We start from the raw sequence: 26,921 nt of genomic DNA, 5'->3' as shown, positions 1-26,921 counted from the left end.
AGTAGAAATAACAAAGGCCAAAAATATGAAATGATATTAAGAGCTAAAACATTAGATGTTGAACTAATGAAATAAGTTGTACAAATCAATCCAAAAGTTAATGAAGTCATTGTCATAAAGAATGAATTCATTTTTAAAAATGCCAATCTAATTCACTCCTTCTTTAGTTTTCTTCCTTTGTTTGCACGGCTCGTACTACTAAAGTTGAGGATGACATAGGTTAAAACGTAGGCGTTCAGTCGGAACAGAAATCGCTCCTTGATATGGATATATATCAATAATTTGTAAATAACATTGTATAACATTCTGAGAATTCTAACAATGTTGAAGGAGGGGTTATCTTAATATTTCTGCCAAAAAAAAGACAGAATCATTTTGAAGTGATTCTGTCCTGATTTCATTTAGTTAAGTTTTTGAATGAAAACAACCTTTAAGTAATTGAATTCTGGATATTCACGTGTTGCACGGAAATCCTTTGGTAAGTTGAATTCTTCAACAATTTTATAGGCTGTTTTAGTTTCTTTAAATGCTTGGTCAATAAAGCTCTTGAACTTTTTCATCCCAAAGCTTGCATTGTTCGTTGAGGCAACAATGATACCGTTTTTCTCCGTAATAGCGATTGTATCTACGAGTAATTTAGGGTAGTCTTTCGCAGTTGAGAACGTTCTTTCCTTCGTACGTGCAAAGCTTGGTGGATCCAAAACTACAAGGTCAAATTTTAAATTGTGGCGCTGAGCATATTTAAAATAGTTAAAGACATCCATGACTTTAATATCCTGTGATTCGTAGTCAATGCTATTGACGCTAAATTGCTCAATTGTTTTGGCTAAACTACGCTTTGCAACATCTACACTTGTTGTTTTTACTGCTCCTCCAAGTGCCGCTGCGACAGAAAATGCCCCCGTATAGGAGAACGTATTGAGCATATTTTTACCTTCTGCATAACGTTCACGAATGGCAAGTCTCACTTCTCGCTGATCGAGGAAAATACCTGTCATGGCGCCATCATTTAAATTGACAGCGTATTTCATATTATTTTCCGATACGATAATTGGGAATTCGCCAGGCGTTCCCATTACAAAATCGTCCTGTTCCAGATACTGGCCTTTCGTATCGAAACGTTTTTTCTCATAAATGGCCTTGTAGTTTACAGTCTCTTCAAGGGCTTCATATACATCTTCTTTAAATGAATAAATGCCGGCGCTATACCAGCTTACCATATAGTAAGAATCGAAGAAGTCAATAGTTAAACCGCCAATGCCATCACCTTCGCCATTAAAGATTCGGAAGGCTGTTGTGTGAGGATTGTTGAAAAATGCTTCTCGATTTTGGATGGCTTTTTTTAATTTTTTCATAAAAAAGGCTTTGTCTATTTCTTCGTTAGCATCGGTCGTCAGCACCCAACCAATACCTTTGTTCTGTAAGCCATAGTATCCTGTACCAATAAAACGATTATGATTATCCATAAGTCTCAGTAGTGCACCTTCTTCTTCTGGAAGACGACGTGCATTAACTGCATCTTTCGAAATGAGAGGATAGCCTTTTTTTAATTGATCAGAAAAGGGTTTGTTAATTTGTAAAGCAATAGATTGTGTCATGTTGTCATCCTTTAAAAAACGTTTTGCTCTATTATCGCACTATTTTACGTGAATAGACAAACTTATTTCACGAAATTAGCAATTTTTTCAGCTGTTTCGATCGTCGCTTGTTCGAAAAAATTCATTTTACTAAAGTAACTATGGATTAAACCAGTCATGTTGACATGTTCAACAGTCACTCCGGCATCTGTAAGTTTTTGGGCGTATTCACGGCCTTCATCGTAAAGGACATCTGCCTCCGCAGCAATAATGATCGTTTTTGGTAAAACACTTAAATCCTCAATTTGAAGTGGAGAAACAAGTGGATTCCTATAGTTTTGTTCATCTGTGTAATGACCCGCAAACCACTGCATTCCTTGTTTGTCTAAACCGAAGTGTTCGCCGTATGCATTGTAAGAAGCCGTTGTAAAATCAACATTTACTACAGGATAAATAAGAGCCTGCGCTTTAATCATTGGTCCATTAAATGTAGCAGCCAAGTAGGCAGCTACTGTTGCTAAGTTTCCGCCCGCGCTATCACCAACAACGGTAAGTTTTGCAGCATCTCCACCAAAATTTTGGATGTTTTCGCTAACCCACACTAAAGCGTCATAGGCATCGTAGAGCGGTGTAGGGAATGGGTATTCTGGAGCTAGGCGATAATCAACCGAGACAACGATTGCTTGTGCTTTTTCTGCGAGTAGCTGACAGCCTGCATCGGTAGAGTCTATATTTCCAAATACCCAACCTCCTCCATGATAGTAAACAATGACAGGAAGTTTTTCGTCTGAAAAAGGTTTATAAATGCGCACATTAATTTGTCCGCCATCTCGAACTGCTATTTTTCTATTGTCAATTGCAGCAAGCTGTGGGCTTTGTGGTGAAGTCCATTTCGGCACTATTCGTAGAGCTCTCGCTTCTTGTGGTGTTAATTCATAGTACTGTTTTGAAGAATCACTTGCTTGAATATAACGGATCGCTTCATCTCTTAACTTCGTCATCTTCATCAATCCTTTTAATTACATTTGGTAATCTTATTATAAACTATTCTTATAATATTACTAGGATTTAATATTGAAAAAGAAAATAATTTAATTTTTAAGAAGAAATAATCTGATTGTAAAGTAAAATTATGTTTATAATATAATGAACGATAGTATTTGGAGGGACAAGATGATTTCTTTAATTGTGGCACATGATAATAATTATGTGATTGGTTATGAAAATGGCATGCCATGGCATTTGCCTGGGGATTTAAAATATTTTAAGGATAAAACGATGGGGAAGCCAATGATTATGGGGCGTAAAACATTTGAATCCATCGGTAGACCGCTTCCGGGTCGACGCAATATTGTCATTACTCGTGACGCAAGTTATCATGCGGACGGAATTGAAGTAGTGACAAGCTTAGAGGGTGCCCTCGCCCTTGCTGGGGATGTTCCAGAAATTATGATTATTGGCGGCGAGCAAATTTTCCGCTTATCCATGGATATCGCAGATCGCTTGTACATTACAAAAATCAATCATTCATTTAATGGGGATACATACTTCCCGAAATATGAGCAGGATTTTGTAGAAGTATCCTCAGAGGAGCAAGAAACTGCACCAGAGGGTTACACATTCCAATATCAGATTTTTGAGCGTAAGAACTAAAGAAAATAGGTACTACGAAGCACGGTTATGAATGACCGTGCTTTTTTTGTTACTAAATAAAGGTTTTTGGAAAAAATTGTAGAATAAATGATTATAAGACTCATCAGCATAACGTGGGGTTGATTTACGTTTTTTAAATTCGATAACCTATCGCAGTGACGGAAAGAAACGACGAAGCGACGGAAAGAGCCCTTGAAACGACGGAAAGAAACGCCGGAGTGACGGAAAGAATCATCGAAGCGACGGAAGATCAATCAAGCGACGGAAAGAGCCCTCGAAACGACGGAAAGAAACGTCGAAGTGACGGAAAGAATCATCGAAATGAAGGAAGACCAATCAAGCGACGGAAAGAGCCCTTGAAACGACGGAAAGAATCATCAAAGCGACGAAAGACCAATCAAGCGACGGAAAGAGCCCTCGAAGCGACGGAAAGAGCCCCCGGAACGACGGATAGATCCCGGGAGCGTCCGATGAGCCGCTTCGCTTGCGTTTAAGGTTACAGGTAAAAGGATATTCAAGACATTAAGACTCTATTTTTGAGAGGTGTAATTGTCAATGTGGGAACAACATTTGATTGAAACAAACAGAGGACGATTTGAATACTTTGTACGTGGAGAAGGGGAACCATTAGCTATTTCTCATTTATACATGGGCTTTGATGAACGAGGGAATTTATTTGCAGATCCGTTCGCTGAACATTACAAAGTGTACTTAATCAATGTTAGAGGTGCTGGGAATTCAGCAGATATAGAAGATGATGAACAATTAAGCTTCAAAGAAATCGTGAAAGATTTAGAAGCGATTCGAGAAGCGTTAAAGTATGAAAAATGGGCTTTTGCAGGTCATTCAACGGGTGGAATGCTGGCACTTCAATATGCAGTGGATTCACCAGAATCTTTAATAAAAATCGTAGCTGGTTCAACAGCAGCAAGTAAAGAGTACGGAAATCACCCATATAGTATCTATTGCGCTGAAAATAAACATTTCAATCGCATAGTAGAAATAATGGATTTACTGAATAATCCGGATACCGTTCGAGAAGAGCGACAGAAGTTAAGCTATGAATGGGCTTTAATGTCTTATCATTCCGAGGAAAAGTTAAAATTAGCAACGACTCGACCTAATAGTGGTCGCACAGTAGGCAAGAACCTTGATTATTTTAGAAAAGTACTAGTAAACAGCTTTGACATTCGAGAACGATTGAAATCAATACATATTCCTACCTACATATTTGCAGGTAGATATGATGCTCAATGTCCGGTTGAATTCGGAATCGAAATTGCCGATTTAACTCCAAATGCAAAATTAACGATTTTTGAACATTCTAATCATAATCCGTTTATTGAGGAAGAAGAAGCTTTTAATGAATTTGTGCAATTGACTATATAATCGATTAGACCATCTCTACTTCACGCGAGGAATAAAATGAACTAGAAGTTATGCTTGCTGTAAAAGCATTTACGAAGGATTAAAAGGTAATAACATATAAAAAAATCGCTTCTTTTTTACGGAAGCGATTTTTTATTGTCAATATTTATAAGTAAAAATAAACACAAGCATACATCGCGCCACATCCAGCTAACACAAATAGATGCCAAATTGTATGATTGTAGGGAAGTGAACGCCATGCGTAAAAGAGAGCCCCAATCGTATAGAAAAGCCCGCCTGCTAATAGTAAAGCAAAACCATGAAAACCTAAGAAAAGATAGATAGGTTTAACGGCAAAAATAATTAGCCAGCCCATACCGATGTAAAAAATTAAAGAAAGCTTCTCAAATCGATTAATAAAAAAGCACTTAAAAATAACACCTAGTATCGCAAGTGACCAAATTATACATAATAAAGTAATACCAAGCGTGCCACCAATTGCGATTAAAAGGAAAGGTGTATACGTTCCGGCAATTAAAATATAAATCGAGGAATGGTCAAGAATAGCGAAAAAGTGCTTGTATTTTTCTGGCATGCTATGTAGCAATGTTGACATTAAAAATAGAATGATCACAGAGGCACCAAAAATAGTAAACGTTGTAATTTGGAGCGCACTTCCGGTTTGAACTGCTGCTAAAATAAGTACAACTAGAGCTGGAATACTTGCGATAAATCCAATGCCATGAGTAATGGCATTCCACAATTCTTCCTTCCATGTTTTGTAGTCAAAAGAATCTATCATATCGAACACTCCTTTCGTGCTTGCATTTACTATACCCCAATAATTTTCATCCTGGTATTTACATTTGTCATGTTTTCAACATCAAAAGTGTCATATAAATGTCGTAATGCATGAGGGACATTGTTAGACATGGGCTCAACAAAGCGCTATAGTATCCAAGGTAGCGGATACAAAATGGACTAAAACGAGCAAAACCTAATGACAAATGTCATGTTTACATAATGATTCATTAGTCTATATAATAAATTTTAATGAAGTAAAAGGATGTGTCGAAGTGGGACGAATTCATATAGTAACGGACTCAACTTGTGATTTAACAAAAGAAGAAGTAGCGCAGCATGGTATACATATTGTGCCTTTAACAATTCAAATTGATGATAAAACTTATATAGATGGTGTTGATTTAGAGCCACAACCTTTTTTAAGTTTAATGAAAAATGCTAAAAATTTACCGAAAAGCTCGCAGCCTGCACCGGGGAAGTTTAAAGAATTATACGATGAGCTAGGGAAAGACGGCGATCGAATTATTTCCATTCATATGACAGGTGGTATGAGCGGAACAGTGGATTCAGCTCGTCAGGCAGCGCAAATGACGGACTCTGATGTTACTGTAATTGATTCACGTTTTATTGCCATAGGTTTAGCTATTCAAATTCGAGAAGCCATTAAAATGCGTGATGCAGGGGCTACTGTCGAGGAGATTATTGAGCGTCTTGAGAAAGTGCGAGAAAATACGTATTTGTATGTAATTGTCGACACGCTTGAAAATTTAATTAAAGGCGGCCGAATTGGAAAAGGTACAGGCTTTATCGGTTCTTTACTAAACATAAAAGTAATTGCAAACTTAGAAGGTGGCGCATACAATCCTGTATCGAAAGTACGTAGTCATAAACAGGTTGTAAACTACTTATTTAAACAATTCCAAGCTGACACGGCTGGAAAAACAGTAAAATCAGTGGGAATTTCTCACGCCGAGGGTTTAACAACGATGGGTGGACCATTAAAAGAATTAATCGAGGGAACAGGTTTTAATGAAGTAGAAATTGCCTTTACTTCACCAATCATCTCGACACATACTGGCGAAGGTGCAATTGGTTTAATTTATTTTGCAGAATAATATATAAGAGCTACTACATATTTAATTGTAGTGGCTTTTTTTAAAAGGAAAGTGCATGCCTCTTTATACGAAAAAACGTTGTAAATACACATTTTTACTCAATGCTTAGGTATAGTCACTTTTCATTGCAGCATGAACTATTCTATAATAGAAGTAGAAAATGATGGAAGGTGGTCAAATGAACATTTGGCGAATAATTGTTTTGTCATGTTTGACCGTCTTAGTACTAAGTGGTTGTGCAATATCAATAGATGAACCGAATCCGCAAGCTGATCCAGAAGGGGAGCAAGCAGGGACGGAGCAAGATATGAAACAGGATGAGCAACAAACAGAAAATGAGGAAAAAACCTCAAAGAATGTATTGACGCAAATTTTTGAACATTTTTTTGAGCCATCACCAGAGGATTTACGGAAAACTGATGATAATAACGCAAAGCAACTACATTACTTAGCACTCGGAGATTCTTTAACAGCCGGTGTGGGTGATGAGTATAGTAAAGACGGTTATGTTGGAAGATTAACAGATTCATTAATAGCTTGGCCCTCGATTTCTGATGTTGAAGTTGATAATCGAGGAAAAAGAGGAAGACGTAGTGATCAGCTATTAAAATTAGTGGAAAAAGGGCATTATGATGAAGAGTTGCAAAAAGCACAGCTCATTTCACTTACAATGGGTGGAAACGATGTTATGAAGATCGTTAAACACGATCTGTTTAATTTGAAACGAAATGCTTTTGATAAGGAATTACGGTCATATAAGAAACGCTATAGTAAAATTATTGAAGGCATACGAGAGAAAAATTCAACAGTGCCTTTATTACTGATCGGTTTTTATAATCCATTCTCGATCGTGACAAATGAAGCGAATGAATTTGATTCGATTATTACGGAGTGGAATAAAGTCATTGAGGACATAGCAAAGAAAGATAGTAATGCATGCTATGTATCAGTGGAAGACCTGTTTGATTCAAATAAAGAGCTCGTTTATCATACGGATTTCTTCCATCCAAATGCAAAGGGCTATGACAAAATGAATGAGCGAATTTTAAAAGCAATGGAGAAATGTAACATGGAACAAAAGATTAACAAGGAAATAGGCTACGAGGAGTGACAAAATGAATAAGTGGAAAATTGCATTTTTTGCTTTAGCGGGCACACTGCTTTTTGCAATCCTCCTCGTCGTTTTTTTAGCAACTAGACCAGTAGATGGAGTAAATTTAGCGGAAAGTTCAAAAGCTGAAAGCGAAGTAAAAGGAAATGTACTCGTTGTGCAAACAACAAGGAAGGAATTAGAATCTATATCGAAGAAGTATTTAAAGGATGCGGGATCACCATTACCGTTGGACTTTACGATTGGTGACGATATTCAATTGAAAAGTACATTAAAGGTTTTCTATACTGAAATCGAGATTTCTATGAACTTCGATCCGATAGTGGATGAGAAAGGGAATATTATTTTAAAACAGACAGGAATGAATGTTGGGCTGTTAAATATTCCGCCTGAGACAACTATGAAAATTATGCGAGACACGGTGGATTTCCCTTCATGGATTTCAGTCAATCCAAATAAGGCAGAAATCTATATTGACTTGTCGCGCATTAACATTGCTTCAGGATCCCGTATTAAAGCAAAAGAATTAGACTTGCCAAAGGATAAAATTTTACTAGAAATTATTGTTCCCGGTGAATAAGGAGTGAGATAAATGGCAAAGCAATACGCAACATTTGCAGGTGGTTGTTTTTGGTGTATGGTCAAGCCCTTTGACGAAACACCTGGCATTGAATTAGTAATTTCCGGTTATACGGGTGGACATGTTGTCAATCCAACATATGAACAAGTATGCTCCGAAACGACAGGGCATGTAGAAGCGGTGCAAATACTGTTTGATGATGAGCTATATTCTTATGAACAATTACTCGCGACATTTTGGACATTAATTGATCCAACAGACGCTGGAGGCCAATTTTTTGATCGTGGAGAGTCCTATACAACCGCGGTTTTTTATCACAATGATGAGCAACGTGAGTTGGCTGAACGTTCAAAAGCAGATTTACAGGCATCTAGTAAATTCGATAAGCCTATTGCAGTAAAAATTTTACCGGCAAGTTCGTTTTACCCAGCAGAAGGCTACCATCAATATTATTATAAGAAAAATCCAATGCACTACGAGCGCTACGCTGTCGGGTCTGGTCGCAAAGCGTTTCAAGAGACACACTGGGGGCTGAAAAATGAATAAAGAACAACGTTTACAACAGTTAACGGACTTACAATATTACGTGACACAGGAAAATGGTACAGAGCCACCGTTCCGTAATGAATATGACAAGCACTTTGAAGCGGGTATTTATGTAGATATCGTGTCAGGGAAGCCACTATTTAGTTCACTAGATAAATTCGATTCAGGCTGCGGCTGGCCTGCATTTGCAAAGCCGGTTGAAAAAGAAGAAGTAACAGAGCATTTCGATACAACTCATGGAATGCGTCGCGTAGAGGTTCGAAGCAAAGAAGCTGATTCCCATTTAGGACATGTCTTTCCGGATGGACCAAGTGAGCTTGGAGGCTTACGCTATTGTATTAACTCAGCAGCACTCCGCTTTGTACCAAAAGAGGATTTAGAAAAAGAGGGCTATGCAGAATACCTTTCATTATTTAAATAACAACAACTCCTAGCAGGGATATATCGTGCTAGGAGTTTTTTTTATGGTTTTAAAATGATTTTTGTATCGAGAGTGACGGAAAGAGCCATTTAAACGACGGATAGAACGTCATAATTGTTTAGAAATATTAATTGATTGATCTTGCAATTCTAAATCCGATATCATCTATAAAGAAATCAGGCATACTCTTACGACGACAAGTGGCTCCACATCCTCGTTCTTCTTCAGCCCAACTTCCTCCTCGAATTATTCGGTAATTACCAAACATCTCTTCATCGAATAAGTCCCAGCACCACTCCCAAACATTTCCTATCATGTCGTGCAAGCCCCAGTCATTAGGCGCTTTTTCACCAACATTGTGTACATGTTCGTTAGAATTATCTTTATACCAAGCAATTACATCAATTTCACCATACCGATATCCTTTTGATTCTGCTTTACATGCATATTGCCATTCAGCATCTGTTGGTAATCGAAAACCATTAGAACTATGATTGCATACAACAGATTTATTTTTCTTATCACAATCATAATACTTGTCATAACCTAAGGCATCAGACAATGAATTACAAAAGTTCACGGCGTCTATCCATGAAACATTAACAATGGGTTTTTGATCCATTGTTAATGTTGTTGTTGAAAATTTCCCCCCCATAATAATCGCATGAAGTTCTTCTGTCACAGTATATTTGGCAAGATAAAACGGCTTTATCTCAACATTCCAAATAACTTCCTTTAAATTTTTCCTTATACCAGGCATTCCAAATTTATAGTTTGAACTAATCCATTTTTGCTCGTTTCGAAAATCTCGTAGGCGGATTTCTCCTTCAGGAATATACACCATTAATTCTTTTAAGTAATGATTTAAGTTAGTTAACATAGTCCTCTCCAAATCGTAAACTATTGTTTTTAGACACTACTTTCATAGTATGATCTCCATTATTAAAAACTCCGGCGCTAAATCATGTATTTGTTTCATGTATAATGAACATCTTTCTAGGACTTTCAAACTTTAAATTCACTGACAAGATTTCGCAGACTATCAGCTTGTTGTGCAAGTTCTGTGGCAGCGGCATTAATTTCCTGCATGGACGCAGATCCTTGAGTGGCTGCAGCGGCAGAAGTGACGGTGTTGGCAGCTGATTGTTCAGCGTAGGCATTTACATGGACAAAATCATTCGCTACAGCATTGCTATAATCAAGTGTTAATGCAATTTTCTCTACCATAGTCGCGATAATTGTCGTCGTTTCTTTAGTATGCGTCAAAATATTGGCTAATGATTGATTTGTTTCATTCGTTACTTCAACGCCACGAATAACGGTCGATACACCTTCGTGGTTTTGAGAGATGATGGATGTTACTTCATCTTGAATGGACGTTACAATGGATGTTACTTCTTTGGCGGCATTTTGAGATTGCACTGCTAGCTTTCGAACTTCATCAGCGACAACAGCGAAGCCACGTCCGTGCTCACCAGCGCGTGCTGCCTCAATCGCAGCATTTAAGGCAAGTAAATTTGTTTGCTCTGAAATGGCAGTAATCGTGCCGATAATAGATGTTATGTCGGCGGATTTTCGGCCAAGCGCTTCAACTGTGGTAGTCGTGGAGGCCATCGTTTCTTCTATAGCTTGTATGACTAAAGAAGATTGTTGAACGGAGCGACTGCCGTCATTAGCCGCTTGCTGCATAGCCAATGATGCACGCTGAACAGCATTTGCATGCTCATTTAAATGGTGCACAGAATGCTCAAGATCACTCATTTTTTGTTGCGCGCTCGTCATACTTGAAATCGTATTCTCGCTATCGCATGCAATATCAGTTGTAGCATCTGCGATATTCTGTATAGTACGGGCATTTTCGTCGGCTAAAGACATTAGCTCTCGGCTACTGCTGGAAACGTGGTCCGCCAGATTACTGACACGTTTTATCAAATTAGATATCGATTCAATAAGTATATTGGTTGAAGTGGCAATAGTTGAGAACTCGTCATGATTACGAACTTTAACACGTCGTGTCAAGTCGCCACCAGCCTGTGCAATATCGAGAATGGAATGGTTAATAGCCTGAGTATTGTTTCTTAATGATTTGAATAACATGTAACCAAAAATAATAATGGCAATAAATCCAAGTATTGAAATGAAGAAGAAAGAAGTAATAGACAATGTAACTTGCTTGTTCAGCGTATCTAATTTTGCATTATTTGCATCATCCATAACCTCGTTAATAGACTCTATATTTTTATCAATATACACCTTCATCGATTCTCCAGCACCGTCCATCATAAGTTTACGAGCTTGTTCAAGACCAAGTTCATCACGCATAGTCATGACCTTATTCGAATATTCAAGGTAATTTTTATAATATTGATCAATCGCCTGTATATGACCTAACTCTAGTTCTCTTCCTGTAAACTGCTCTTTTAAGGATTTCATTTTTTTATCGATGGAATCAATTTTCATTTTATAAGAAGTAGCAAAGTTCCCATTTCCGGTAATTAAATAGGCTTGTTCTAAATTGGTGAGCCTCGCAATTTCATACGCAAGTTGGTTAACAGTTAACTGTTCCTGAACGTTTTTCTCAGTAAAATCCTTCATTTGGCCTTGCAGATTTTGAATATTGATATAAGATAATAAACCCATTGTGCCATTTATAACAATAAGGAGAGAAAATATAATAAGCACTTTGCCTCGAATTAAATGGTAAAAACGTTGTTGTTTTTCTTTTGTAGGAGGGGTATTGTACCTGTCGCCTTCTAAAACATCTTTTTGCTTTTTTGAAAAGCTGTTTTTAAAGAGAGACGGACGTTTCTTTAAGAAATTCCTGTATTTATGAGAGTTTTTCATCGCCATCACCTTCCTGTTTTTGAATAATCGTTTTAAATTTTACCTTATTTTTCTAGGTATTTCTATCCCTTTTTTCTAATAATTTTCATTTTTCAGACAAAAAGTGCATATTATTTTTCTGTGAACAAAGTCCGGTAATCTTATTAGTTTGTTCTACTAGTTATAGTAGGAGAAAATACTTAATGGATATTTTTGTGACTAAGAAGGTATTTTTTGATAAACTAGCGGAAAGCAGATGAGTAAAAAGGGGATTTAAGTATGAAAAAGAGCTTTTATTTGTATGTATTAACATTCAGAGGTGGGGATTGGTCAGATGCGAAGGTGCGATTTGCAGAGGAAGTGTTCAATGAGCATAATTTTCCGAAGCAGAGCATGGACTTTGATGAGCTTTCTTCATATATTGAATCTTACGCCACAGATAACTTAAAAATAGAAGTATTTGATGAGTTGTGGTCATTATACGTAGATCTCGCATGATATAAGTTAAAACAATAAAATTTATTTCAAGTTGCTAGACGTCTAGCGTTGCGAAAATACGCGAAACACAGTATTATTTATAGTGATAACTGACAGAAAAGAGGGATTGCAGTATGAGTATTCATATTAATGCAAAAAAAGGCGAAATCGCTGACACAATTTTACTTCCAGGAGATCCATTACGCGCTAAGTACATTGCTGAGACGTTTTTAGAAGATGTTACTTGTTATAACGAAGTTCGTAACATGTTTGGTTATACAGGTACGTATAAAGGTAAACGTATTTCTGTACAAGGAACTGGTATGGGTGTGCCTTCAATCTCGATTTACGCTACAGAATTAATGCAAGAATATGATGTTCAAAAATTAATCCGCGTAGGTACTTGTGGTGCAATTCAAAAAGATGTTAAAGTTCGTGACGTTATTTTAGCGCAAGCAGCAACATCTGATACACGTATGAACCAAATCATTTGGAATGGCGCTATCGACTTCGCACCAATCTCTGACTTTGATTTATTGTTAAAAGCATACAATGCAGGTAAAGAAGCTGGTTTAAACTTACAAGTAGGTAATATCTTTACAGCGGATATGTTCTATTCTGATGAGAATCAAAACGAAAAATTAGCTCAATACGGCGTACTTGCTGTAGAAATGGAATCAGCAGCACTTTACACATTAGCAGCAAAACACGGCCGTAAAGCACTTTCTATCTTAACAGTAAGTGACCACATTCTAACTGGTGAAGTAACAACATCAGAAGAACGTCAAACTACATTCAATGATATGATCGTTGTAGCGTTAGAAGCAGCAATTCAAGAGTAAGGGTATCAAGGCTTTGTAAAATAAGGCGAGAGACCAAAAGAGACCAAAGTGATTTTCATAGGTCATCGAAAAGGTCACTCGCCTTATCTTTTTGCAGTCTATCGATAGTGTGCATCTATCATGTGATTTGCAAGCTGTTTTTATCATTTCTTAAGTGAGCAAATATTGAAATTAACATTTCCGGTTTAATCCTTTCTAGACTTTGGTTTTAACGGAGCATTTCGCATAATAGGATATGATAATAATAATGCTCCAACACTACATAAGCCTAATAAAGTCATCAATGTCATTCCCGAAGCATCTAAATCTAATCCTGAAAACCATGCCATACTAACGCTTAAATAGTTACCATAATATAAAACCATGAAAATAACTGACAACAACATGAGAATAATGATACTTTTCTGCATTCCTAAACGAAAGTTAATACTATATAGTAGAAAAGACACCCCGAACAAAAAAAGTCCGAACATAAGATCAATCCATAAATAAGCAAAGAAATGATATCCATCTATTAAAAATAATCCAGGATGTAAAATGTTCGCTCCGATTTCCCAATGAAGATATAAAGTTTTTAAAATATATTGCAATACATTCAGCAATATAATGCTTATAACAACTGCTAAAATACCCACACCATAATAGACTTTGAGCAATTGTACCCTCGTACTTCCCATCCCAATCGCAACTGGATACATCGATCTATATCCATTTATTCCAAATAATGCAAAGAAGAAATAAGCGGGACCTGAAATTGAGGCAACTACATCATCTCCAAGTCCAAATATATAGCCAATAAGGACCCACAACACCGTCAACGGGATAGTAATGTAGAGAAACATTAATTTACCTAAATAAAATAAGGCCTCCTCTGAGACTAAACGAAATGTTCCATATAAAGAATTCATCCTTTTTCGGCCTCCTCAGTCTTATTTAACAAATAATCTTGTAATTTTACTTTTTCGATTGATAGTCCATGTAAAGATGCAACTTCTTTCCATTTTTCGTTAAAAGGTACATCAACCATCACTTTTAACCTAGATCCTAATTCACTTGCTTCTAAAACATATTGTCCATCCGTCACTTTTTCAATCTTATTTTTGTCACCTACCAACCAGATTCCACACTCTCTAATTTCATCTATCGGTTCATGTATGAACACTTCTTTATCATGAATAACAAGAATTGAATCACAGATCTGTTGGATTTCTTCAATATGATGGGTAGACACTAAAAACAATCTTGGATGCTGTTCCTGACTTTCTCGTATAATTTTATACATTTTCTTCCGCATATTTGCGTCTAATCCATTACTAGGTTCATCCAGAATCGTGATTTTCGCATTGCTAGAAATTCCAATGATAAACTGCAAAGCAGATTTCATCCCTTTTGATAACTTTGATATTTTCTTCTTTTCATCCAGCCTAAAGATCTTTAAGAGTCGATTAGCCATATCCATATCCCAATTAGAATAATAATACTGTCCAAATCGCAAAGAATCCTTTACATTCCAGATGGAACTAAATGGATGATCCTCTTGCATATAACATACAGATTGAACAACCTCTGCGCGATTATAGGGGGCTGTTCCCATGATCTCAACAATTCCATTGTTTGGCATGTCATGCCCAGCAAGAAGTTTCATTAGTGTCGTTTTTCCAGCTCCATTTCGCCCCCATACTGCGGTAATACCATTTTCCTTTTCTTTGAAAGAAATATCCTTAAGTATTGATTCCTCACCGTATCCATAGGTAACATTCTCAACTCGAATCAATTTTTCTCCTCCTCTTTTATTAATTTCACCACTGTCTCAACACTCATTCCCAATCGCTTTGCTTCTTCTATGAGTGGCAATATATATTCATTTCGATACTGTTTTTTCCTTTCGTCTAACAATTTTGTTTTAGCTCCTTCCATAACAAACATCCCAATTCCACGTTTTTTATATATGATTTCTTCATCGACCAAAGTCTGTAGTCCTTTTCTTACAGTTGCCCTGTTGATGTTATAAAAATTTGATAGTTCATTTTCAGATGGAACTTTTTCTCCTTCTTTTAAGTGTCCTTCAACAATGTCGTTTATTACGATTTGTGCAATTTGCTGAAAGATGGGTAGTGATTCATCTAATATTGGTTTCAACAAGAACACTCCTTTCTTTGCCTCAGTTTTGCTCATGTTGATTGTATGGTTGTATACTTGTGTAACCAACTGTACAATGACTGCTTGATTTTGTAAATAGGTTTTTGTTCGATACCAGATTTCTTTAAGAATTTCTTCAAAAAAGAAGATGTGTCGATTACGCAAAAAACACTGATCCATTCAATAATTTGAACGAAGTCAGTGTTTTTCTTTCTGGTGCATTATTTGAACAGGTTAAGGGTATGCAATCGACAAAGTAGGGAACAAGGTTTGTAGTAATGAAGAGATTTTAAATGAGTTTGGAAAATGAATAAGAAAATAAAAAAAAGTAGCATTTGCTACTATTTTAGAATATCAATTCTTAATTTCTTAAATAGAATAAACATAATTTTCGCCATTGAATATAAAAAAAGTATTAATAATACTCTTTGTTTTTTTGATAAACGAGTTTTTTGCATTAGGTCACATCCTTTTAGTATTTTAGAGAGTAGTCTTAAAAATGCTCCTTACACAAAATGTAATCCAAGCTACAAAAGTACGGGTCCTTCTACTAAAGACGCACAATATAAAATACAAGTAAGACATATTCTAGGTTCGACTCAAGTTTTATTCATATTTTAATTTGTTAAATGAATGAATTCTATTGCTTTCAGAAATCTACAAAGTTAAGGAAGGTTACGGAAAAACCGTTTTACAAACAAAATATGCGATGATACTATATATTAGGCGATAATCTCAAGGGGAGGTAATTCCTTCCTAGAACTACTGGGTACTCTCTTTCGATTTTTCGTTAATTAAAGAACGACAGAAGGTATAGTATATATCGTGACAAATCTAATGTATGTATTTTGTTTAATAGTATGGGGACTTAATTTTATTGCAGTGAAAATTCAAGGAACGCCAGTAAGCTTAGAATTATCCTTGACTTATCGACTAGTTATTACTGCATTCTTATTTATTGTCCTAGTATTGTTTCTTAAGCCAAAAGGGATGCCGGCGCGTAAAGATATACCATTTATCATTGTATTTGGGGTATGTAACTTTGCTTTAAGTTATTTATGCTTATACTACGCAACCATATTAAGCTCAGCAGCAATTGTAACATTAATTTTTTCATTAAAAGTGATATTGACTCCGCTAGCTCTTCGTATTTTCTTAAAAGAGCAACTACATCCTCGAGTTTTGTTTGGTGGAGTTCTAGGAGTGTTGGGTGTTTGTGTTCTCATTTATCCTTCTTTAAGTAGTTTTTCTAGCTTTGCTGTTCTAAAAGGCATTTTGATTGCTCTTTTAGGTACAGTACTTACAGCTATTGGTGATGTAAGTTCTGCAAGAAACGCCAAGGTAAAGATTGACCCTATTTATTCGAATGCGATTGGTTTTACTGTAGGAAGTATTTTAATGTCAATTATTGTCTTGTTACAGGGGCAAAAGATCATAATTCCTATATCAATAACATACATATCTGCTTTATTGTACTTAACATTGATAGCATCTTTCCTAGCATGGCTATTTTATTTAAAGCTTGTTGAAAGAATAGGTGCTGCCAAAAGTGGTTACATGGTCGCTTTATTTCCGGTAATTGGAGGTATAGCCTCTGTTCTAATTGGTGAATCACCGCTTTCGATCTATTTGATAATAGGATGTCTATCTAGCTGTATAGGTGCAGCTATAGCTTTAGGATTTAGAATTCCACGTAGGATTAAACAAACGTGAATTTAATTAAATATGATTACAGTAGTCCACTCAGAAATGGGTGGCTTTTTCTATTTGTTATAGCATTTTCTACTAGGTGACCCCTTTAGGGCTACTGAGCTACTCAGACGTCCTCAGGAAATCGCTAGGGCGATGAGTTAAAAAATAGTAGGTAGAAATAATTACCTGAGTTGAGATATTATTAATCTAAAAGGTAAACGAAAGGAGGATTCTATTTTGAAAAAGACAATTAGTTTGTTCGTTACGCTTCTAATATGCTGCAGTTTATTGTTTATGTGTAAAAGTGAAGTAAAAGCTACTTTTATAGGGGTGATTGAAGAGATGATAAACGATCGGAAAGCAGTAGTTTATGTAACTGAATCGGAAAATAATGCGGTTAGAGGAATTGTTTATGTAAATCTAGCGAAGAATCCCAATGAAACATTTAAGGTTGGTGATAAAGTAAAAGTCGGTTATGATGGAACAGTCCAACCTACAGCGCCAATGGCGGTTACTACCCTTACTGTAGAAAAAGTTGAGTAATATAAAAATGTACATTGTGACATTGCTTTGAAAATTGTTTGACCATTACGGCTTTTTTCGTAAGCCTGATTTTTTGAAGTTATACATAAGAGCGAAATGAAGCGGGCTGATTTTATTTCCTCAAATGCCGTAAACATGAGATATTAAATGCAAATCAAAGTTATTGGAGGGTCCCAGATGTCTGAAGATTTAACAGTGAAAATGAATGCAGGAAAATTAAACATTCGCGTTGGGGCATGGATTGTTCACGGCGACAACCTATTAGTAAGTCAATTTCCTGACGGTACAATATCTTTGCCAGGAGGAAGAGTACAGTTACGCGAAACTAGTATTGAGGCAATCGAGCGTGAGATATTGGAAGAGACGGGAATGCAACTGGATACCCCGAAATTATTCGCGGTAATCGAAAACTTTTTCCTCGAAAAGGAATATTTTCACGAGTTTTTATTTATATACCGTGTTCAAATTCCAATTCAACCGAAATACTACGGACAAGACTCTAGTAATCAAATAATTAAGTGGATCCCTTTAACACAAGTGAATGAATTGAAACCAGACATTCTTGTTAAATTATCCGAAATTGTAGAAATAGAGGAACTACATCACTTCACAAATATTGAAGCAAGGTAGCCATGCAATTACTTTCTTATTAACGTGAAGTAACCTCACTACCTTAACATAAATAAAAAGACTAGTATGTATGAATTACGTACACACAAGCCCTATAGGAATGCTTAAATGGCTATTACTTTGGGTTTAGAAAGGCGATAATAGATTCTTACTTTTTAAAAATAGTTGTATTTTCTATACGAATTGAGTCAACTTCACCACAATCTAAACAAAATGTATATATTTTGTTAGCTCCTTTAAATGACCCTTTACTTGGTTTTACAGGCATATAGACTGTAGCTTCTGTGAATTGGGTATTTCCACATCTCTTACAATTTTTATTGGTCATGTATTTCACTCCTCAATTGTGCTTCTTTCTACACTGAAATTGTAACATAGATAGAGTGCAGTTTAGGAGAGAAATGGAAAAAGCGGAGAGGGTTGATTTTTACCCAAAAACGGCTACTTATGCTAAAGGATTTGAGCTGCGCATCTATGACGCAGAAAACAACCTTTGTATTTAATAACGCGCTGAAAGATAGTCCTGTGTAATTCATACGAATTAGATGGAACATCGAAAAATTGGAGGGAATGATTGTTCTTTTGGTTGTAGGGTGAAGAGGCCGTATTTGGGTGAGCATATAGGCATTTGCGTAGACTGTTAATCCTTATATTGCATAACCTATATCGATATCGAAAGGAGGAAAAAATATGCGATACGATTACGGGCATGGTGGTCATGGGGGACAACAAGGTGGCAGACATCCATATTACCCGGTTTCTCCAACCCATTTTTATCCGAGCCAACACTATCCATCCCATCATTTCTACCCAATGCATTACTACCCAACTCATCCAACTCATCCGCACCATCCACACCACCATCATCACCACCATCCACAACACCACTATCCGAACCCACGCTATTACTAGAAAATAAACGACAAGATTTTTAGAAGAGTCGTCATTCCTGATTTATTTAAATAGTTGTTTTATACCAGCTACAAATGGAGTACCGAGTGTGTAAAAAGTTAAATCACATACTATTGTTTAGTTTTATAGAGAAAGGGTCATTGAAGGAAAGTGATCCTTAACGTTATGAAGGTATAGGGATAACTTTAGGCATTATTCAATAATAAGATTAGCTAGTGCTGACAATACTTATGAATAAAATGTAAAGAGAGAAAAAGTGTTAGCACTAGTTAATGGCAATGATAAAAAATTTTTGATGTTAGCTGTGGAAGTAAAGAAAGATTGGATCATTGAGCAAGGATAATACTGATTTAAATAGAAAAAGGTCACTCTGCGAAAGTGACCTTGAATGAAGTGGTGTAAGGCTGAAACCATACACTGTCTAGTATTTTCTAATAGCTCAAAATAACTTTTAAAGATTAATACATGAATGTAGCGCCGACAATTATTAAAAGAATGAACAGAACAACAATTAGAACAAATGTTGAACCGTTATTGCCACCTCCATAGCTATAACCTCCGTAGCAACAATTGTTGTTGTAATTGCCACTGAACCATCCCATGATGCATTCCTCCTTTCTACATCTATAATATGTATCGTTATAGAAAGTGGTGGAGGTATTTATCCAACAAAAACACTTTAGAATTAGAATTTTGGAAATTAAATGTTCTTAAATATACTTTGAGAAAAAAAGGGCCACTATTTGGAAGTGACCCTCAGTAACAATTCAAGGCGGTGTTAGCTAAAAAATTAGCTTTACTATGCGGTGTTAGCTAAAAAATTAGCTTACTATATTATTATGATAGGATAACTACTTTTGTATAGTGGATTGCCTTAGGAATTAATTAATAAATTTAATTGTAAAAAATCCACCATGCAAACAGGGATTTCTATAAGACCAAGATAGCTTAATTGCTGTCTTGGTCTATTTTGTGTGATGAAATAGGGAGTTTTACATAACCAATTAAAGCGATTTAAAAGGTGATTTTAATTAAAAGTATAAAAAATTTCCCTTGACGCAACATAGAAAAGTATTATAGATGTTTTGTTAAATCAAATAAAGCGTTTAGAGAGGTGAAAAGTTTAAAAAATGGATATCATCCTAGCGTTATTACCAGCTCTCTTTTGGGGAAGTATTGTATTATTTAACGTCAAGCTCGGTGGTGGACCTTATAGTCAAGTACTTGGAACAACATTTGGTGCACTTATTTTCTCTATAGGTATTTACTTTTTTGTAAAGCCCGAGTTATCTCCTATAGTGTTTGGAGTCGGAATTGTATCAGGTCTTTTTTGGGCATTAGGTCAAGTAAACCAATTGAAAAGCATTGATTTAATCGGGGTTTCCAAAACAATGCCCATTTCAACAGGGATGCAATTGGTATCAACGACTTTATTTGGCGTAATCGTGTTTCATGAATGGTCGACAACAATGTCGGTTATATTAGGTGTTCTTGCACTTATTAGTATCATCATTGGTATTGTTCTCACATCACTTCCTAATCCAGAAGAGAAAAAAGAAGAACACGGAAGCAATTTGAAAAAAGGTATTTTAATTTTACTTGTTTCAACTTTTGGATATTTAGTATATGTGGTGGTAATACGCTTATTTAATGTAAGTGGATGGTCTGCTTTATTGCCACAAGCAATCGGGATGGTAATAGGTGGGGTTTTATTAACATTTAAGCATAAACCATTTAATAAATATGCGATTCGTAATATTATCCCTGGTTTAATCTGGGCTGCCGGTAATATGTTTTTATTTATATCACAGCCACGTGTAGGAGTTGCAACAAGTTTTTCTCTTTCACAAATGGGGATCGTCATTGCTACTTTAGGTGGAATTTTTATATTAGGTGAGAAAAAAACAAAACGGCAATTCATAGCAATTATTATCGGGATTGTTTTTATAGTTGCTGCTGGAATTATGTTAGGGATTGCGAAAAGATAAAAAGGAGGGCCTTGTATGTATCCAGATTTAGAAGGAAAAGTTGTTGTGATTACAGGCGCTGCAACGGGACTAGGAAAAGCAATGGGCATTCGCTTCGGAGCAGAAAAAGCGAAAGTAGTTATTAATTATCGTTCAAATGAAGCAGATGTTAATGCTGTAGTGGAAGAGGTTAAAAAAGCCGGTGGGGAGGCCATTGCTGTACAATGTGATGTTACAGTTGAAGCGGATGTCATCAATCTCGTTCAAACTGCTGTAAAAGAGTTTGGGACCCTCGATGTAATGATTAATAATGCAGGTATAGAAAATCCAGTAGCTTCTCATGAAATGCCGTTAAGCGATTGGAATAGAGTCATCAATACAAATTTAACAGGTGCGTTTTTAGGAAGTCGAGAAGCGATCAAATACTTCGTGGAGAACGATATTAAAGGTACTGTTATCAATATGTCCAGTGTTCATGAGAAAATTCCTTGGCCTTTATTCGTGCATTACGCCGCTAGTAAAGGGGGCATTAAGTTAATGACAGAAACATTAGCCTTAGAATATGCTCCAAAGGGAATTCGTGTCAATAACATTGGACCAGGAGCGATCAATACACCGATAAATGCTGAGAAATTTGCAGATCCAGCAAAACGTGCCGATGTAGAAAGCATGGTGCCGATGGGGTATATCGGAAAGCCAGAAGAAATCGCCGCAGTCGCAGTATGGCTTGCGTCATCACAGGCTAGCTATGTAACAGGAACTACTCTATTTGCGGATGGTGGTATGACTTTATATCCTGAATTCCAAGCTGGTCGTGGATAAAAAAGTATGTAAAGGTATCAAGAGTTTCTTGGTGCCTTTTTTTATTTCCAAAAAATATTACAAGAAAATAAAAGGGTAACTGAAGTGAATTATGAATAGATTGAAGCTTCTCTAATCAATTGAACATCTAAATATATACTACAACGCAACCTCCCGTTCAAGGAATTTTACGATAGGAGCAATATGGAGAAATCTAGCGAGAGAGACGATTGTTGTCACTCTTTTAAATAGGCTGTTTTCGTATCATAGCATTTAGAAGATGAGCATTGGAATATTATGCTAAACTGAAGAAAATGATTTAAGGGACTGATTCAATTAATGGATATTAGAAAACCTAACGATTTTGAACTTAAAAAGGTATTATCACTTTCTCCAAAAGCTGTTTTTGATGGCACTTTAGGTGAAGTAGAACCTACAAAAGAAAAAATTGAACAACTTGTTAAACCACTGTTGGAAAAGGGAAGCTATTATTTAATAGCAGTAGAAAACGATAAATTAATGGGCTGGATTCTTATAGGGACAAGCAAAGACCAATTTACTGATATGATGAATGGATTTATTTACGAACTATTTGTTATTGAAGAATATAGAGGGAATGGGATTTCCAAACTGTTAATGATAGCAGGTATTGACCATCTAAAACAAGATGGATACTCAGAGATCCGTCTAAGTGCATTTGCAGGGAATCAAGCAATTAAACTGTATGAAAAATTGGGATTTAACAATAGGACAGTTACTATGAGTTTGCGGTTATCGTAAACGGAGGCTTAAGTTGAAGAAGATAGCCAAAGGAGAAGCAACAATCTTTGAGAAAACAGCCTTTAAATAAAACAGACGCATCCCAGACAGTGACCGTTTACGGCAAGGCGAAATTGATTTGTCACATTGACTACTTGCAAATCCAAAACGCTTGTTCTATTCTAAAGGAGAATAACAAGTTAAGATTTTTAGTTTGAATGATTGAGGTTGGAGGAAGAACATGAAAATAAACTTATCAAAGAAGAATTTACAAACTTTGCCGAACATAGATGAAGCACTAAAAAATGAAATAAAGGAATTAAATCTTTTTGATAATGATTTAATAAAAATACCTGAAGAAATATTTGAGATGACTAGTATGGAGGTATTGAACATCTCTGTAAATAAAATTAGCGAAATGCCTTCAAAAATTATGAACTTAACAGAGCTTAGAATGTTAGATGCAGGGCATAATGACCTTGACTGTATTCCTCCTGAGATCGGTCACCTTTTGAAAATGGAAGATTATTTGTATTTTCATAACAATAAATTGCAATCAATTCCACATGAAATCGGTCATCTGACAAAAGTGAGATATTTAAATTTAAGTGATAACAGTTTAAAAAAATTGCCCGAGGAAATTGGGAATTTAACCAAACTAGTAGAGTTACGAGTAATGAATAATCAATTAACAGAGTTGCCAAAGAGAATAAGTAGTTTAACTAATCTAAGAGAATTACATTTGAAAAATAATCAAATTACATCTCTTCCAGAGAAATTTGGAGAATTAGCTTTATTACGAGTTTTAGATTTAGAAGAAAATCAATTAGAAGACATACCGCATTTTTTATATAAATGTCAAAAATTAAGACGATTGAATTTGAGACATAATCAATTAAAAACATTGCCAGAAGATATTGGTAGCTTACAAAATCTATTAGAACTAGATTTACGAAGTAATCAACTTTTAGAATTACCTAAATCTTTAATGGAAATTAATGGTTTAGAACGTCTAGATTTAAGATGGAATCATCAATTGAGAATCCCTAGTTGGATAGATGAATTAGAAGAAAGAGGATGTATAGTATATTTGTAGACCTTGAAAATAAGTTGTGGAAATAAATAGGTGTTTGTGATCTAAACCTTCCTTTTAGTACATAGCATTAAGGATCAAGTGTTTTTTACGGTTTGTTCAGAATGATGTTGTAATCTACACATGTAATCTTGCCAGACTAACTCGGGACCAGTCACTCATTAAAAAAATGAGTTCTGGTCTTTTTGTATTTATTATTTGAAAATGGATTTGTGGAACAGCTGTGTTCACGAATAATAAGGTATTTTAAAAAGATTGTATAAAACTGGAATATCGTACCATGTATTCTTGTTTGTCTGTTTAATAAAAGAAAGAATATTTCGATACTCGTATAGTCTGATAACTGATAGTTTTAAATGAGGGGGATGCTAGAATGACAATCGAGGTTTTTATTGTAACAGAGGAAGGTTAAGTTGTAGTAGGTTTCGTAGTCATAAGTGTTGAAACTTCTCCAAATAAAGAGGCTGGATAGTTCGACTATATTTGTCTCAAACGTTTTGACATTTCTGTCACTATCCTATAATTATGAGAAAACATGAAAAAGGACTTCCGTTGATACACGCAAGCCCTAGGCCAAACATTGCATTTATTTTAGCCCATTTTTAATTAACACTATACTACGTAATTTAATATCCCAATTTGTTTTCCAAAAACAAGTTATAAGTAGTTAACAACAGATTATATCCTGAGCATTTAGGATAATACTACACACCGGTCCATACTAAAGTTCTTAATAAATAAAACAAGCCAAGACCGGCAATAATCAATAGAACGAATAAAACAATAGCAAAGGCAAAATTTGTACCTGGTGTATTTACTCCATTAGATGGATAACTCAAAACAATCCCCTCCTTATAAAAATTTATAGTAGGATTATTTGAAGAAAGGAACAGTCCTATATTTTATAAAAAGCTGTAACAATACGTCATAGCCTTTATTAATACATTTCCTTTTTATTGATAAAATACAGCTATGGGCACTGGGTAGAAGGGAATTATGTCGATTTTCTACTGTTATTTTAAAGTGTAGTTCATATTTACCGGCATCCATTTCTACATAGTTTTCCTTTACGAACATTTGAAATTAATTACTAAACGTTGGAATGCGATATTTCCTACTTCGACTAGGCCCATAGAAGCAAGCACCACAATTAATGACTGATTGCCACAATTTTAAGACGTGCCTTCAGGGGCGCACTAGTATCATTGATAAAATAGGGAATAAGGTGCTATTCGAACAATGGTTGTGGCAAATTTATATTACAACCACAAACACATGAAACTTCTTTTTTATCTTTATAGTATGTTGTACTAAGTAAAGAACTCAGGGCCAATTACCTTATGTAAGGAAGGTTTTTAATCATGAATTATTGATAAAATTAATTCAACACGACAAGTTAGGGTTGAAATTGCTAAGTTTATTGGCATGAGAGATCATTTCATTATCTATCAATAAAGAGCTATTTTTAGAATTTTTCTATCTTTCTTTGTATGGGTCTTCATGCATTGATTGGAATGAACCTTGTTGGATAGATTGCCATTTATAAAGGTTATTGTTCTACCGAATTTGTTGAAGATTTAGAAAAAATCAGTAATGCAACTCTTACTCTTTTAATATAGAATCTAACTTATACCTTATTTGGAAATGGAGTGAAGAAGATGTTTCCTATTTTAGATACTGAACGATTAGTGTTAAGAGAACTTACTGAACATGACGCCCAAGAAGTTTTAAATTGTTTTTCAAATCCTGATGTATTACGCCACTATGGGCAAAATCCTTTAACAAATTTAGAGCAGGTTAAACAAATAATTAAAAATTTTTCAAAGAATTATGATGAAAAACGTGGAATTAAATGGGGTATTGCCTTAAAAGGCCAAGAAGGTATTATTGGTACTATCGGTTTTCAAGAGTGGTCTACTGAGCATAAAAGAGCTGAAATCAGCTATGCACTGTTTCCTGAGAGCTGGGGTAAAGGATATGCAAAGGAAGCTGTTGATAGAGTCGTATCATTTGGCTTTAAAGAGATGGAATTAATGCGTATTGGAGCTATTGTTTTCACTGAAAATGAAGCTTCAAATAAACTATTAACCAGATTAGGCTTTGAAAAAGAAGGGATACTAAAAAATTATATGCACCAAAACGGTGTTCCGTATGACACTAATATTTTTTCTTTAACAAAGGTTAAAACATCATAAATGCCCAGGACCAAGATTAATTACTGTCTTGGTCTTTATCATTGAAACGATATTTTCCTTTTTCAGCAAATGTTTTTTGTAGCGTCAGCTACATTGTTCAGCCAATAGGTAAGGGTTTATATTTTCAAACTAAGTGACTTGTTTTGTCGAATATTTAGAGATAACAAGGATTCATTCAAATCATTTCACGACCGTGAGAAGCATTCACACATATAATATTTTTGAAAAGAGGGGAATGGGTGAAAATATGAAGCATATTAAAAAGTATGGATTTGGATTGTTTACATTTGTCCTAATCGCGATTGGATTTTTAATAGTAATAAACGGTGTTGAAAATGGTGTAGATTCAGCAAATGAGTACTTAAGTACATCAATGGGTGGAAGCATGGATACAGAAAGTTTCCTAGTAATAAAGAAAGGGTATATTTTATCGAATTTCATATTTGGCGGAATTCTGCTATTGGTTGGACTTTCATTTTTTTCTATGTATCTATATAAATTTTTGAAGGAGATGGATGTAGGGGACGAATGAAAAGGATTTGATTCTAAAATAATATTTGTTGATAAAGTCGTCAAGCTAGACGTATATGAAAGATAAAAGGGTCACTGGAGGAAAGTGACCCTTAGTCATTCTTATAGAAGGTGTAGGGATAAATTAGTATTACTCTAGGAAAAATATGAGCAATAGAGACATTGGAGGTCAGTAACACAACGAAACCTATGACAAAACGATAAAAAAGGATTTCAATAGGGGTAAAATCATTCAATAATATTTTAGTAGAGATGAAAGTTGTTCCCCAGATCAAAATGGTAATAAGTGCTGCTGTATGACCAACAGTATTTTTTTTCTCCATATACTAGCCTTTCTAATAG

Annotated in this window: 30 protein-coding genes and 1 pseudogene; 18 read left to right on the top strand and 13 right to left on the bottom strand. The window is 35.5% G+C overall.

The window, feature by feature from the left end:
- Nucleotides 1-401 precede the first annotated feature (401 nt).
- Nucleotides 402-1,598 (bottom strand): class I SAM-dependent rRNA methyltransferase, encoded by a 1,197-nt coding sequence (locus ACQKN2_RS09765; RefSeq protein ID WP_427414800.1) that lies wholly within the window; start codon nt 1,596-1,598, stop codon nt 402-404.
- 62 nt (nt 1,599-1,660) lie between these two features.
- Complete coding sequence (locus ACQKN2_RS09760; protein WP_427414799.1) at nt 1,661-2,578, bottom strand: alpha/beta hydrolase; 918 nt, start codon at nt 2,576-2,578, stop codon at nt 1,661-1,663.
- A gap of 172 nt (nt 2,579-2,750) precedes the next feature.
- Between ACQKN2_RS09760 and ACQKN2_RS09755 the strand changes: the two genes are divergently transcribed.
- Both ACQKN2_RS09755 and ACQKN2_RS09750 read left to right on the top strand, forming a co-directional pair.
- Nucleotides 2,751-3,230 (top strand): dihydrofolate reductase, encoded by a 480-nt coding sequence (locus tag ACQKN2_RS09755; RefSeq protein WP_427414798.1) that lies wholly within the window; start codon nt 2,751-2,753, stop codon nt 3,228-3,230.
- Between the two features lie 555 nt (nt 3,231-3,785).
- Nucleotides 3,786-4,619: an alpha/beta fold hydrolase gene (locus ACQKN2_RS09750; protein WP_427414797.1), complete on the top strand. Its 834-nt coding sequence runs from the start codon at nt 3,786-3,788 to the stop codon at nt 4,617-4,619.
- Nucleotides 4,620-4,764: 145 nt separating this feature from the next.
- Here ACQKN2_RS09750 and trhA read toward each other — a convergent pair whose 3' ends face one another.
- Complete coding sequence (trhA, locus tag ACQKN2_RS09745) at nt 4,765-5,400, bottom strand: PAQR family membrane homeostasis protein TrhA (RefSeq protein ID WP_323650068.1); 636 nt, start codon at nt 5,398-5,400, stop codon at nt 4,765-4,767.
- A 274-nt stretch (nt 5,401-5,674) separates the two neighbouring features.
- On the opposite strand from trhA, the gene ACQKN2_RS09740 reads away from it, so the two are divergent.
- The 5 genes from ACQKN2_RS09740 (at nt 5,675) to msrB (ending at nt 9,175) form a co-directional block, all read left to right on the top strand.
- Nucleotides 5,675-6,517 (top strand): DegV family protein, encoded by an 843-nt coding sequence (locus tag ACQKN2_RS09740; RefSeq protein WP_427414796.1) that lies wholly within the window; start codon nt 5,675-5,677, stop codon nt 6,515-6,517.
- A 178-nt stretch (nt 6,518-6,695) separates the two neighbouring features.
- Complete coding sequence (locus tag ACQKN2_RS09735; RefSeq protein WP_427414795.1) at nt 6,696-7,628, top strand: GDSL-type esterase/lipase family protein; 933 nt, start codon at nt 6,696-6,698, stop codon at nt 7,626-7,628.
- A 4-nt stretch (nt 7,629-7,632) separates the two neighbouring features.
- The gene (locus ACQKN2_RS09730; protein ID WP_427414794.1) at nt 7,633-8,208 is read left to right on the top strand and encodes a YpmS family protein; all 576 of its coding nucleotides are present in this window, start codon (nt 7,633-7,635) and stop codon (nt 8,206-8,208) included.
- Between the two features lie 12 nt (nt 8,209-8,220).
- Nucleotides 8,221-8,754, top strand: coding sequence for a peptide-methionine (S)-S-oxide reductase MsrA (gene msrA / locus ACQKN2_RS09725; protein WP_427414793.1), 534 nt, complete (start codon nt 8,221-8,223; stop codon nt 8,752-8,754).
- The gene (gene msrB, locus ACQKN2_RS09720) at nt 8,747-9,175 is read left to right on the top strand and encodes a peptide-methionine (R)-S-oxide reductase MsrB (RefSeq protein ID WP_323650059.1); all 429 of its coding nucleotides are present in this window, start codon (nt 8,747-8,749) and stop codon (nt 9,173-9,175) included. Before msrA ends, msrB begins: the two co-directional genes overlap by 8 nt.
- Nucleotides 9,176-9,302: 127 nt before the next feature.
- Here the strand turns inward: msrB and ACQKN2_RS09715 are convergent, their stop codons facing one another.
- Both ACQKN2_RS09715 and ACQKN2_RS09710 read right to left on the bottom strand, forming a co-directional pair.
- Nucleotides 9,303-10,055, bottom strand: a complete 753-nt coding sequence (locus ACQKN2_RS09715; RefSeq protein ID WP_427414792.1) for a formylglycine-generating enzyme family protein — start codon at nt 10,053-10,055, stop codon at nt 9,303-9,305.
- A 125-nt stretch (nt 10,056-10,180) separates the two neighbouring features.
- Nucleotides 10,181-12,019 carry a methyl-accepting chemotaxis protein gene (locus tag ACQKN2_RS09710; RefSeq protein ID WP_427414791.1) on the bottom strand — a complete coding sequence of 613 codons (1,839 nt, stop codon included), beginning with the start codon at nt 12,017-12,019 and terminating at the stop codon, nt 10,181-10,183.
- Nucleotides 12,020-12,277: 258 nt separating this feature from the next.
- Between ACQKN2_RS09710 and ACQKN2_RS09705 the strand changes: the two genes are divergently transcribed.
- Nucleotides 12,278-12,496: a YozE family protein gene (locus ACQKN2_RS09705; protein ID WP_323650052.1), complete on the top strand. Its 219-nt coding sequence runs from the start codon at nt 12,278-12,280 to the stop codon at nt 12,494-12,496.
- Nucleotides 12,497-12,609: 113 nt separating this feature from the next.
- Nucleotides 12,610-13,317 carry a purine-nucleoside phosphorylase gene (gene deoD, locus ACQKN2_RS09700; protein WP_370078833.1) on the top strand — a complete coding sequence of 236 codons (708 nt, stop codon included), beginning with the start codon at nt 12,610-12,612 and terminating at the stop codon, nt 13,315-13,317.
- 185 nt (nt 13,318-13,502) lie between these two features.
- Here the strand turns inward: deoD and ACQKN2_RS09695 are convergent, their stop codons facing one another.
- The 3 genes from ACQKN2_RS09695 to ACQKN2_RS09685 are packed head-to-tail and all read right to left on the bottom strand — an operon-like array spanning nt 13,503 to nt 15,456.
- A complete protein-coding gene (locus ACQKN2_RS09695) occupies nt 13,503-14,225 on the bottom strand; it encodes a hypothetical protein (protein ID WP_427414790.1) in 723 nt (240 codons plus the stop codon).
- Nucleotides 14,222-15,091 carry an ATP-binding cassette domain-containing protein gene (locus ACQKN2_RS09690; protein WP_427414789.1) on the bottom strand — a complete coding sequence of 290 codons (870 nt, stop codon included), beginning with the start codon at nt 15,089-15,091 and terminating at the stop codon, nt 14,222-14,224. The genes ACQKN2_RS09695 and ACQKN2_RS09690 overlap by 4 nt, the downstream gene beginning before the upstream one ends.
- Nucleotides 15,088-15,456: a GntR family transcriptional regulator gene (locus ACQKN2_RS09685; protein ID WP_427414788.1), complete on the bottom strand. Its 369-nt coding sequence runs from the start codon at nt 15,454-15,456 to the stop codon at nt 15,088-15,090. Before ACQKN2_RS09685 ends, ACQKN2_RS09690 begins: the two co-directional genes overlap by 4 nt.
- An 825-nt stretch (nt 15,457-16,281) precedes the next feature.
- On the opposite strand from ACQKN2_RS09685, the gene ACQKN2_RS09680 reads away from it, so the two are divergent.
- The 3 genes from ACQKN2_RS09680 (at nt 16,282) to ACQKN2_RS09670 (ending at nt 18,321) form a co-directional block, all read left to right on the top strand.
- Nucleotides 16,282-17,169, top strand: coding sequence for a DMT family transporter (locus tag ACQKN2_RS09680; RefSeq protein WP_427414787.1), 888 nt, complete (start codon nt 16,282-16,284; stop codon nt 17,167-17,169).
- A gap of 216 nt (nt 17,170-17,385) precedes the next feature.
- Nucleotides 17,386-17,691: a hypothetical protein gene (locus tag ACQKN2_RS09675; protein ID WP_323650044.1), complete on the top strand. Its 306-nt coding sequence runs from the start codon at nt 17,386-17,388 to the stop codon at nt 17,689-17,691.
- A 177-nt stretch (nt 17,692-17,868) separates the two neighbouring features.
- A complete protein-coding gene (locus tag ACQKN2_RS09670; protein WP_427414786.1) occupies nt 17,869-18,321 on the top strand; it encodes an NUDIX hydrolase in 453 nt (150 codons plus the stop codon).
- Nucleotides 18,322-18,469: 148 nt separating this feature from the next.
- Here the strand turns inward: ACQKN2_RS09670 and ACQKN2_RS09665 are convergent, their stop codons facing one another.
- From ACQKN2_RS09665 to ACQKN2_RS09655, 3 genes are all read right to left on the bottom strand, one after another.
- The gene (locus tag ACQKN2_RS09665) at nt 18,470-18,649 is read right to left on the bottom strand and encodes a hypothetical protein (protein ID WP_427414785.1); all 180 of its coding nucleotides are present in this window, start codon (nt 18,647-18,649) and stop codon (nt 18,470-18,472) included.
- A 333-nt stretch (nt 18,650-18,982) separates the two neighbouring features.
- Nucleotides 18,983-19,201: a hypothetical protein gene (locus ACQKN2_RS09660; RefSeq protein WP_427414784.1), complete on the bottom strand. Its 219-nt coding sequence runs from the start codon at nt 19,199-19,201 to the stop codon at nt 18,983-18,985.
- Between the two features lie 490 nt (nt 19,202-19,691).
- The gene (locus tag ACQKN2_RS09655) at nt 19,692-19,835 is read right to left on the bottom strand and encodes a YjcZ family sporulation protein (RefSeq protein WP_323650038.1); all 144 of its coding nucleotides are present in this window, start codon (nt 19,833-19,835) and stop codon (nt 19,692-19,694) included.
- Nucleotides 19,836-20,363: 528 nt separating this feature from the next.
- Here ACQKN2_RS09655 and ACQKN2_RS09650 point away from each other — a divergent pair.
- The 4 genes from ACQKN2_RS09650 to ACQKN2_RS09635 all read left to right on the top strand — a co-directional run bounded on the left by ACQKN2_RS09650 (nt 20,364) and on the right by ACQKN2_RS09635 (nt 23,856).
- Nucleotides 20,364-21,221, top strand: coding sequence for a RhaT/GlcU family sugar-proton symporter (locus ACQKN2_RS09650; RefSeq protein WP_427414783.1), 858 nt, complete (start codon nt 20,364-20,366; stop codon nt 21,219-21,221).
- 15 nt (nt 21,222-21,236) lie between these two features.
- On the top strand, nt 21,237-22,022 hold the full coding sequence (gene gdh, locus ACQKN2_RS09645) for a glucose 1-dehydrogenase (protein WP_323650035.1): 786 nt from the start codon (nt 21,237-21,239) through the stop codon (nt 22,020-22,022).
- Nucleotides 22,023-22,340: 318 nt separating this feature from the next.
- Nucleotides 22,341-22,781 carry an N-acetyltransferase family protein gene (locus ACQKN2_RS09640; RefSeq protein WP_427414782.1) on the top strand — a complete coding sequence of 147 codons (441 nt, stop codon included), beginning with the start codon at nt 22,341-22,343 and terminating at the stop codon, nt 22,779-22,781.
- Between the two features lie 220 nt (nt 22,782-23,001).
- Nucleotides 23,002-23,856 carry a leucine-rich repeat domain-containing protein gene (locus ACQKN2_RS09635; protein ID WP_427414781.1) on the top strand — a complete coding sequence of 285 codons (855 nt, stop codon included), beginning with the start codon at nt 23,002-23,004 and terminating at the stop codon, nt 23,854-23,856.
- Nucleotides 23,857-24,557: 701 nt separating this feature from the next.
- Here the strand turns inward: ACQKN2_RS09635 and ACQKN2_RS09630 are convergent.
- On the bottom strand, nt 24,558-24,692 hold the full coding sequence (locus ACQKN2_RS09630; RefSeq protein ID WP_427414780.1) for a hypothetical protein: 135 nt from the start codon (nt 24,690-24,692) through the stop codon (nt 24,558-24,560).
- A gap of 819 nt (nt 24,693-25,511) precedes the next feature.
- Between ACQKN2_RS09630 and ACQKN2_RS09625 the strand changes: the two genes are divergently transcribed.
- Complete coding sequence (locus ACQKN2_RS09625; protein ID WP_427414779.1) at nt 25,512-26,048, top strand: GNAT family N-acetyltransferase; 537 nt, start codon at nt 25,512-25,514, stop codon at nt 26,046-26,048.
- Between the two features lie 235 nt (nt 26,049-26,283).
- Nucleotides 26,284-26,580 carry a hypothetical protein gene (locus ACQKN2_RS09620; protein ID WP_427414778.1) on the top strand — a complete coding sequence of 99 codons (297 nt, stop codon included), beginning with the start codon at nt 26,284-26,286 and terminating at the stop codon, nt 26,578-26,580.
- A gap of 169 nt (nt 26,581-26,749) precedes the next feature.
- On the opposite strand, the pseudogene ACQKN2_RS09615 reads toward ACQKN2_RS09620, so the two are convergent.
- Nucleotides 26,750-26,902, bottom strand: a pseudogene (locus tag ACQKN2_RS09615) (EamA family transporter); the annotation flags it as partial.
- Nucleotides 26,903-26,921 lie beyond the last annotated feature (19 nt).

Source organism: Lysinibacillus sp. NPDC093688, from assembly GCF_050280145.1.
Taxonomy (GTDB): domain Bacteria; phylum Bacillota; class Bacilli; order Bacillales_A; family Planococcaceae; genus Lysinibacillus; species Lysinibacillus xylanilyticus_B.
Note: the sequence above shows the minus strand (reverse complement) of the source record. Positions and strands in the feature narration are given on the sequence as shown.

Coding starts and splice junctions, on each gene's coding strand:
- ACQKN2_RS09765 (WP_427414800.1), bottom strand. CDS start 1,598: ATGACACAATCTATTGCTTTACAAATTAACAAACCCTTTTCTGATCAA.
- ACQKN2_RS09760 (WP_427414799.1), bottom strand. CDS start 2,578: ATGACGAAGTTAAGAGATGAAGCGATCCGTTATATTCAAGCAAGTGAT.
- ACQKN2_RS09755 (WP_427414798.1), top strand. CDS start 2,751: ATGATTTCTTTAATTGTGGCACATGATAATAATTATGTGATTGGTTAT.
- ACQKN2_RS09750 (WP_427414797.1), top strand. CDS start 3,786: ATGTGGGAACAACATTTGATTGAAACAAACAGAGGACGATTTGAATAC.
- trhA (WP_323650068.1), bottom strand. CDS start 5,400: ATGATAGATTCTTTTGACTACAAAACATGGAAGGAAGAATTGTGGAAT.
- ACQKN2_RS09735 (WP_427414795.1), top strand. CDS start 6,696: ATGAACATTTGGCGAATAATTGTTTTGTCATGTTTGACCGTCTTAGTA.
- ACQKN2_RS09730 (WP_427414794.1), top strand. CDS start 7,633: ATGAATAAGTGGAAAATTGCATTTTTTGCTTTAGCGGGCACACTGCTT.
- msrA (WP_427414793.1), top strand. CDS start 8,221: ATGGCAAAGCAATACGCAACATTTGCAGGTGGTTGTTTTTGGTGTATG.
- msrB (WP_323650059.1), top strand. CDS start 8,747: ATGAATAAAGAACAACGTTTACAACAGTTAACGGACTTACAATATTAC.
- ACQKN2_RS09715 (WP_427414792.1), bottom strand. CDS start 10,055: ATGTTAACTAACTTAAATCATTACTTAAAAGAATTAATGGTGTATATT.
- ACQKN2_RS09710 (WP_427414791.1), bottom strand. CDS start 12,019: ATGAAAAACTCTCATAAATACAGGAATTTCTTAAAGAAACGTCCGTCT.
- ACQKN2_RS09705 (WP_323650052.1), top strand. CDS start 12,278: ATGAAAAAGAGCTTTTATTTGTATGTATTAACATTCAGAGGTGGGGAT.
- deoD (WP_370078833.1), top strand. CDS start 12,610: ATGAGTATTCATATTAATGCAAAAAAAGGCGAAATCGCTGACACAATT.
- ACQKN2_RS09695 (WP_427414790.1), bottom strand. CDS start 14,225: ATGAATTCTTTATATGGAACATTTCGTTTAGTCTCAGAGGAGGCCTTA.
- ACQKN2_RS09670 (WP_427414786.1), top strand. CDS start 17,869: ATGTCTGAAGATTTAACAGTGAAAATGAATGCAGGAAAATTAAACATT.
- ACQKN2_RS09665 (WP_427414785.1), bottom strand. CDS start 18,649: ATGACCAATAAAAATTGTAAGAGATGTGGAAATACCCAATTCACAGAA.
- ACQKN2_RS09655 (WP_323650038.1), bottom strand. CDS start 19,835: ATGGGATGGTTCAGTGGCAATTACAACAACAATTGTTGCTACGGAGGT.
- ACQKN2_RS09650 (WP_427414783.1), top strand. CDS start 20,364: ATGGATATCATCCTAGCGTTATTACCAGCTCTCTTTTGGGGAAGTATT.
- gdh (WP_323650035.1), top strand. CDS start 21,237: ATGTATCCAGATTTAGAAGGAAAAGTTGTTGTGATTACAGGCGCTGCA.
- ACQKN2_RS09640 (WP_427414782.1), top strand. CDS start 22,341: ATGGATATTAGAAAACCTAACGATTTTGAACTTAAAAAGGTATTATCA.
- ACQKN2_RS09635 (WP_427414781.1), top strand. CDS start 23,002: ATGAAAATAAACTTATCAAAGAAGAATTTACAAACTTTGCCGAACATA.
- ACQKN2_RS09625 (WP_427414779.1), top strand. CDS start 25,512: ATGTTTCCTATTTTAGATACTGAACGATTAGTGTTAAGAGAACTTACT.
- ACQKN2_RS09620 (WP_427414778.1), top strand. CDS start 26,284: ATGGGTGAAAATATGAAGCATATTAAAAAGTATGGATTTGGATTGTTT.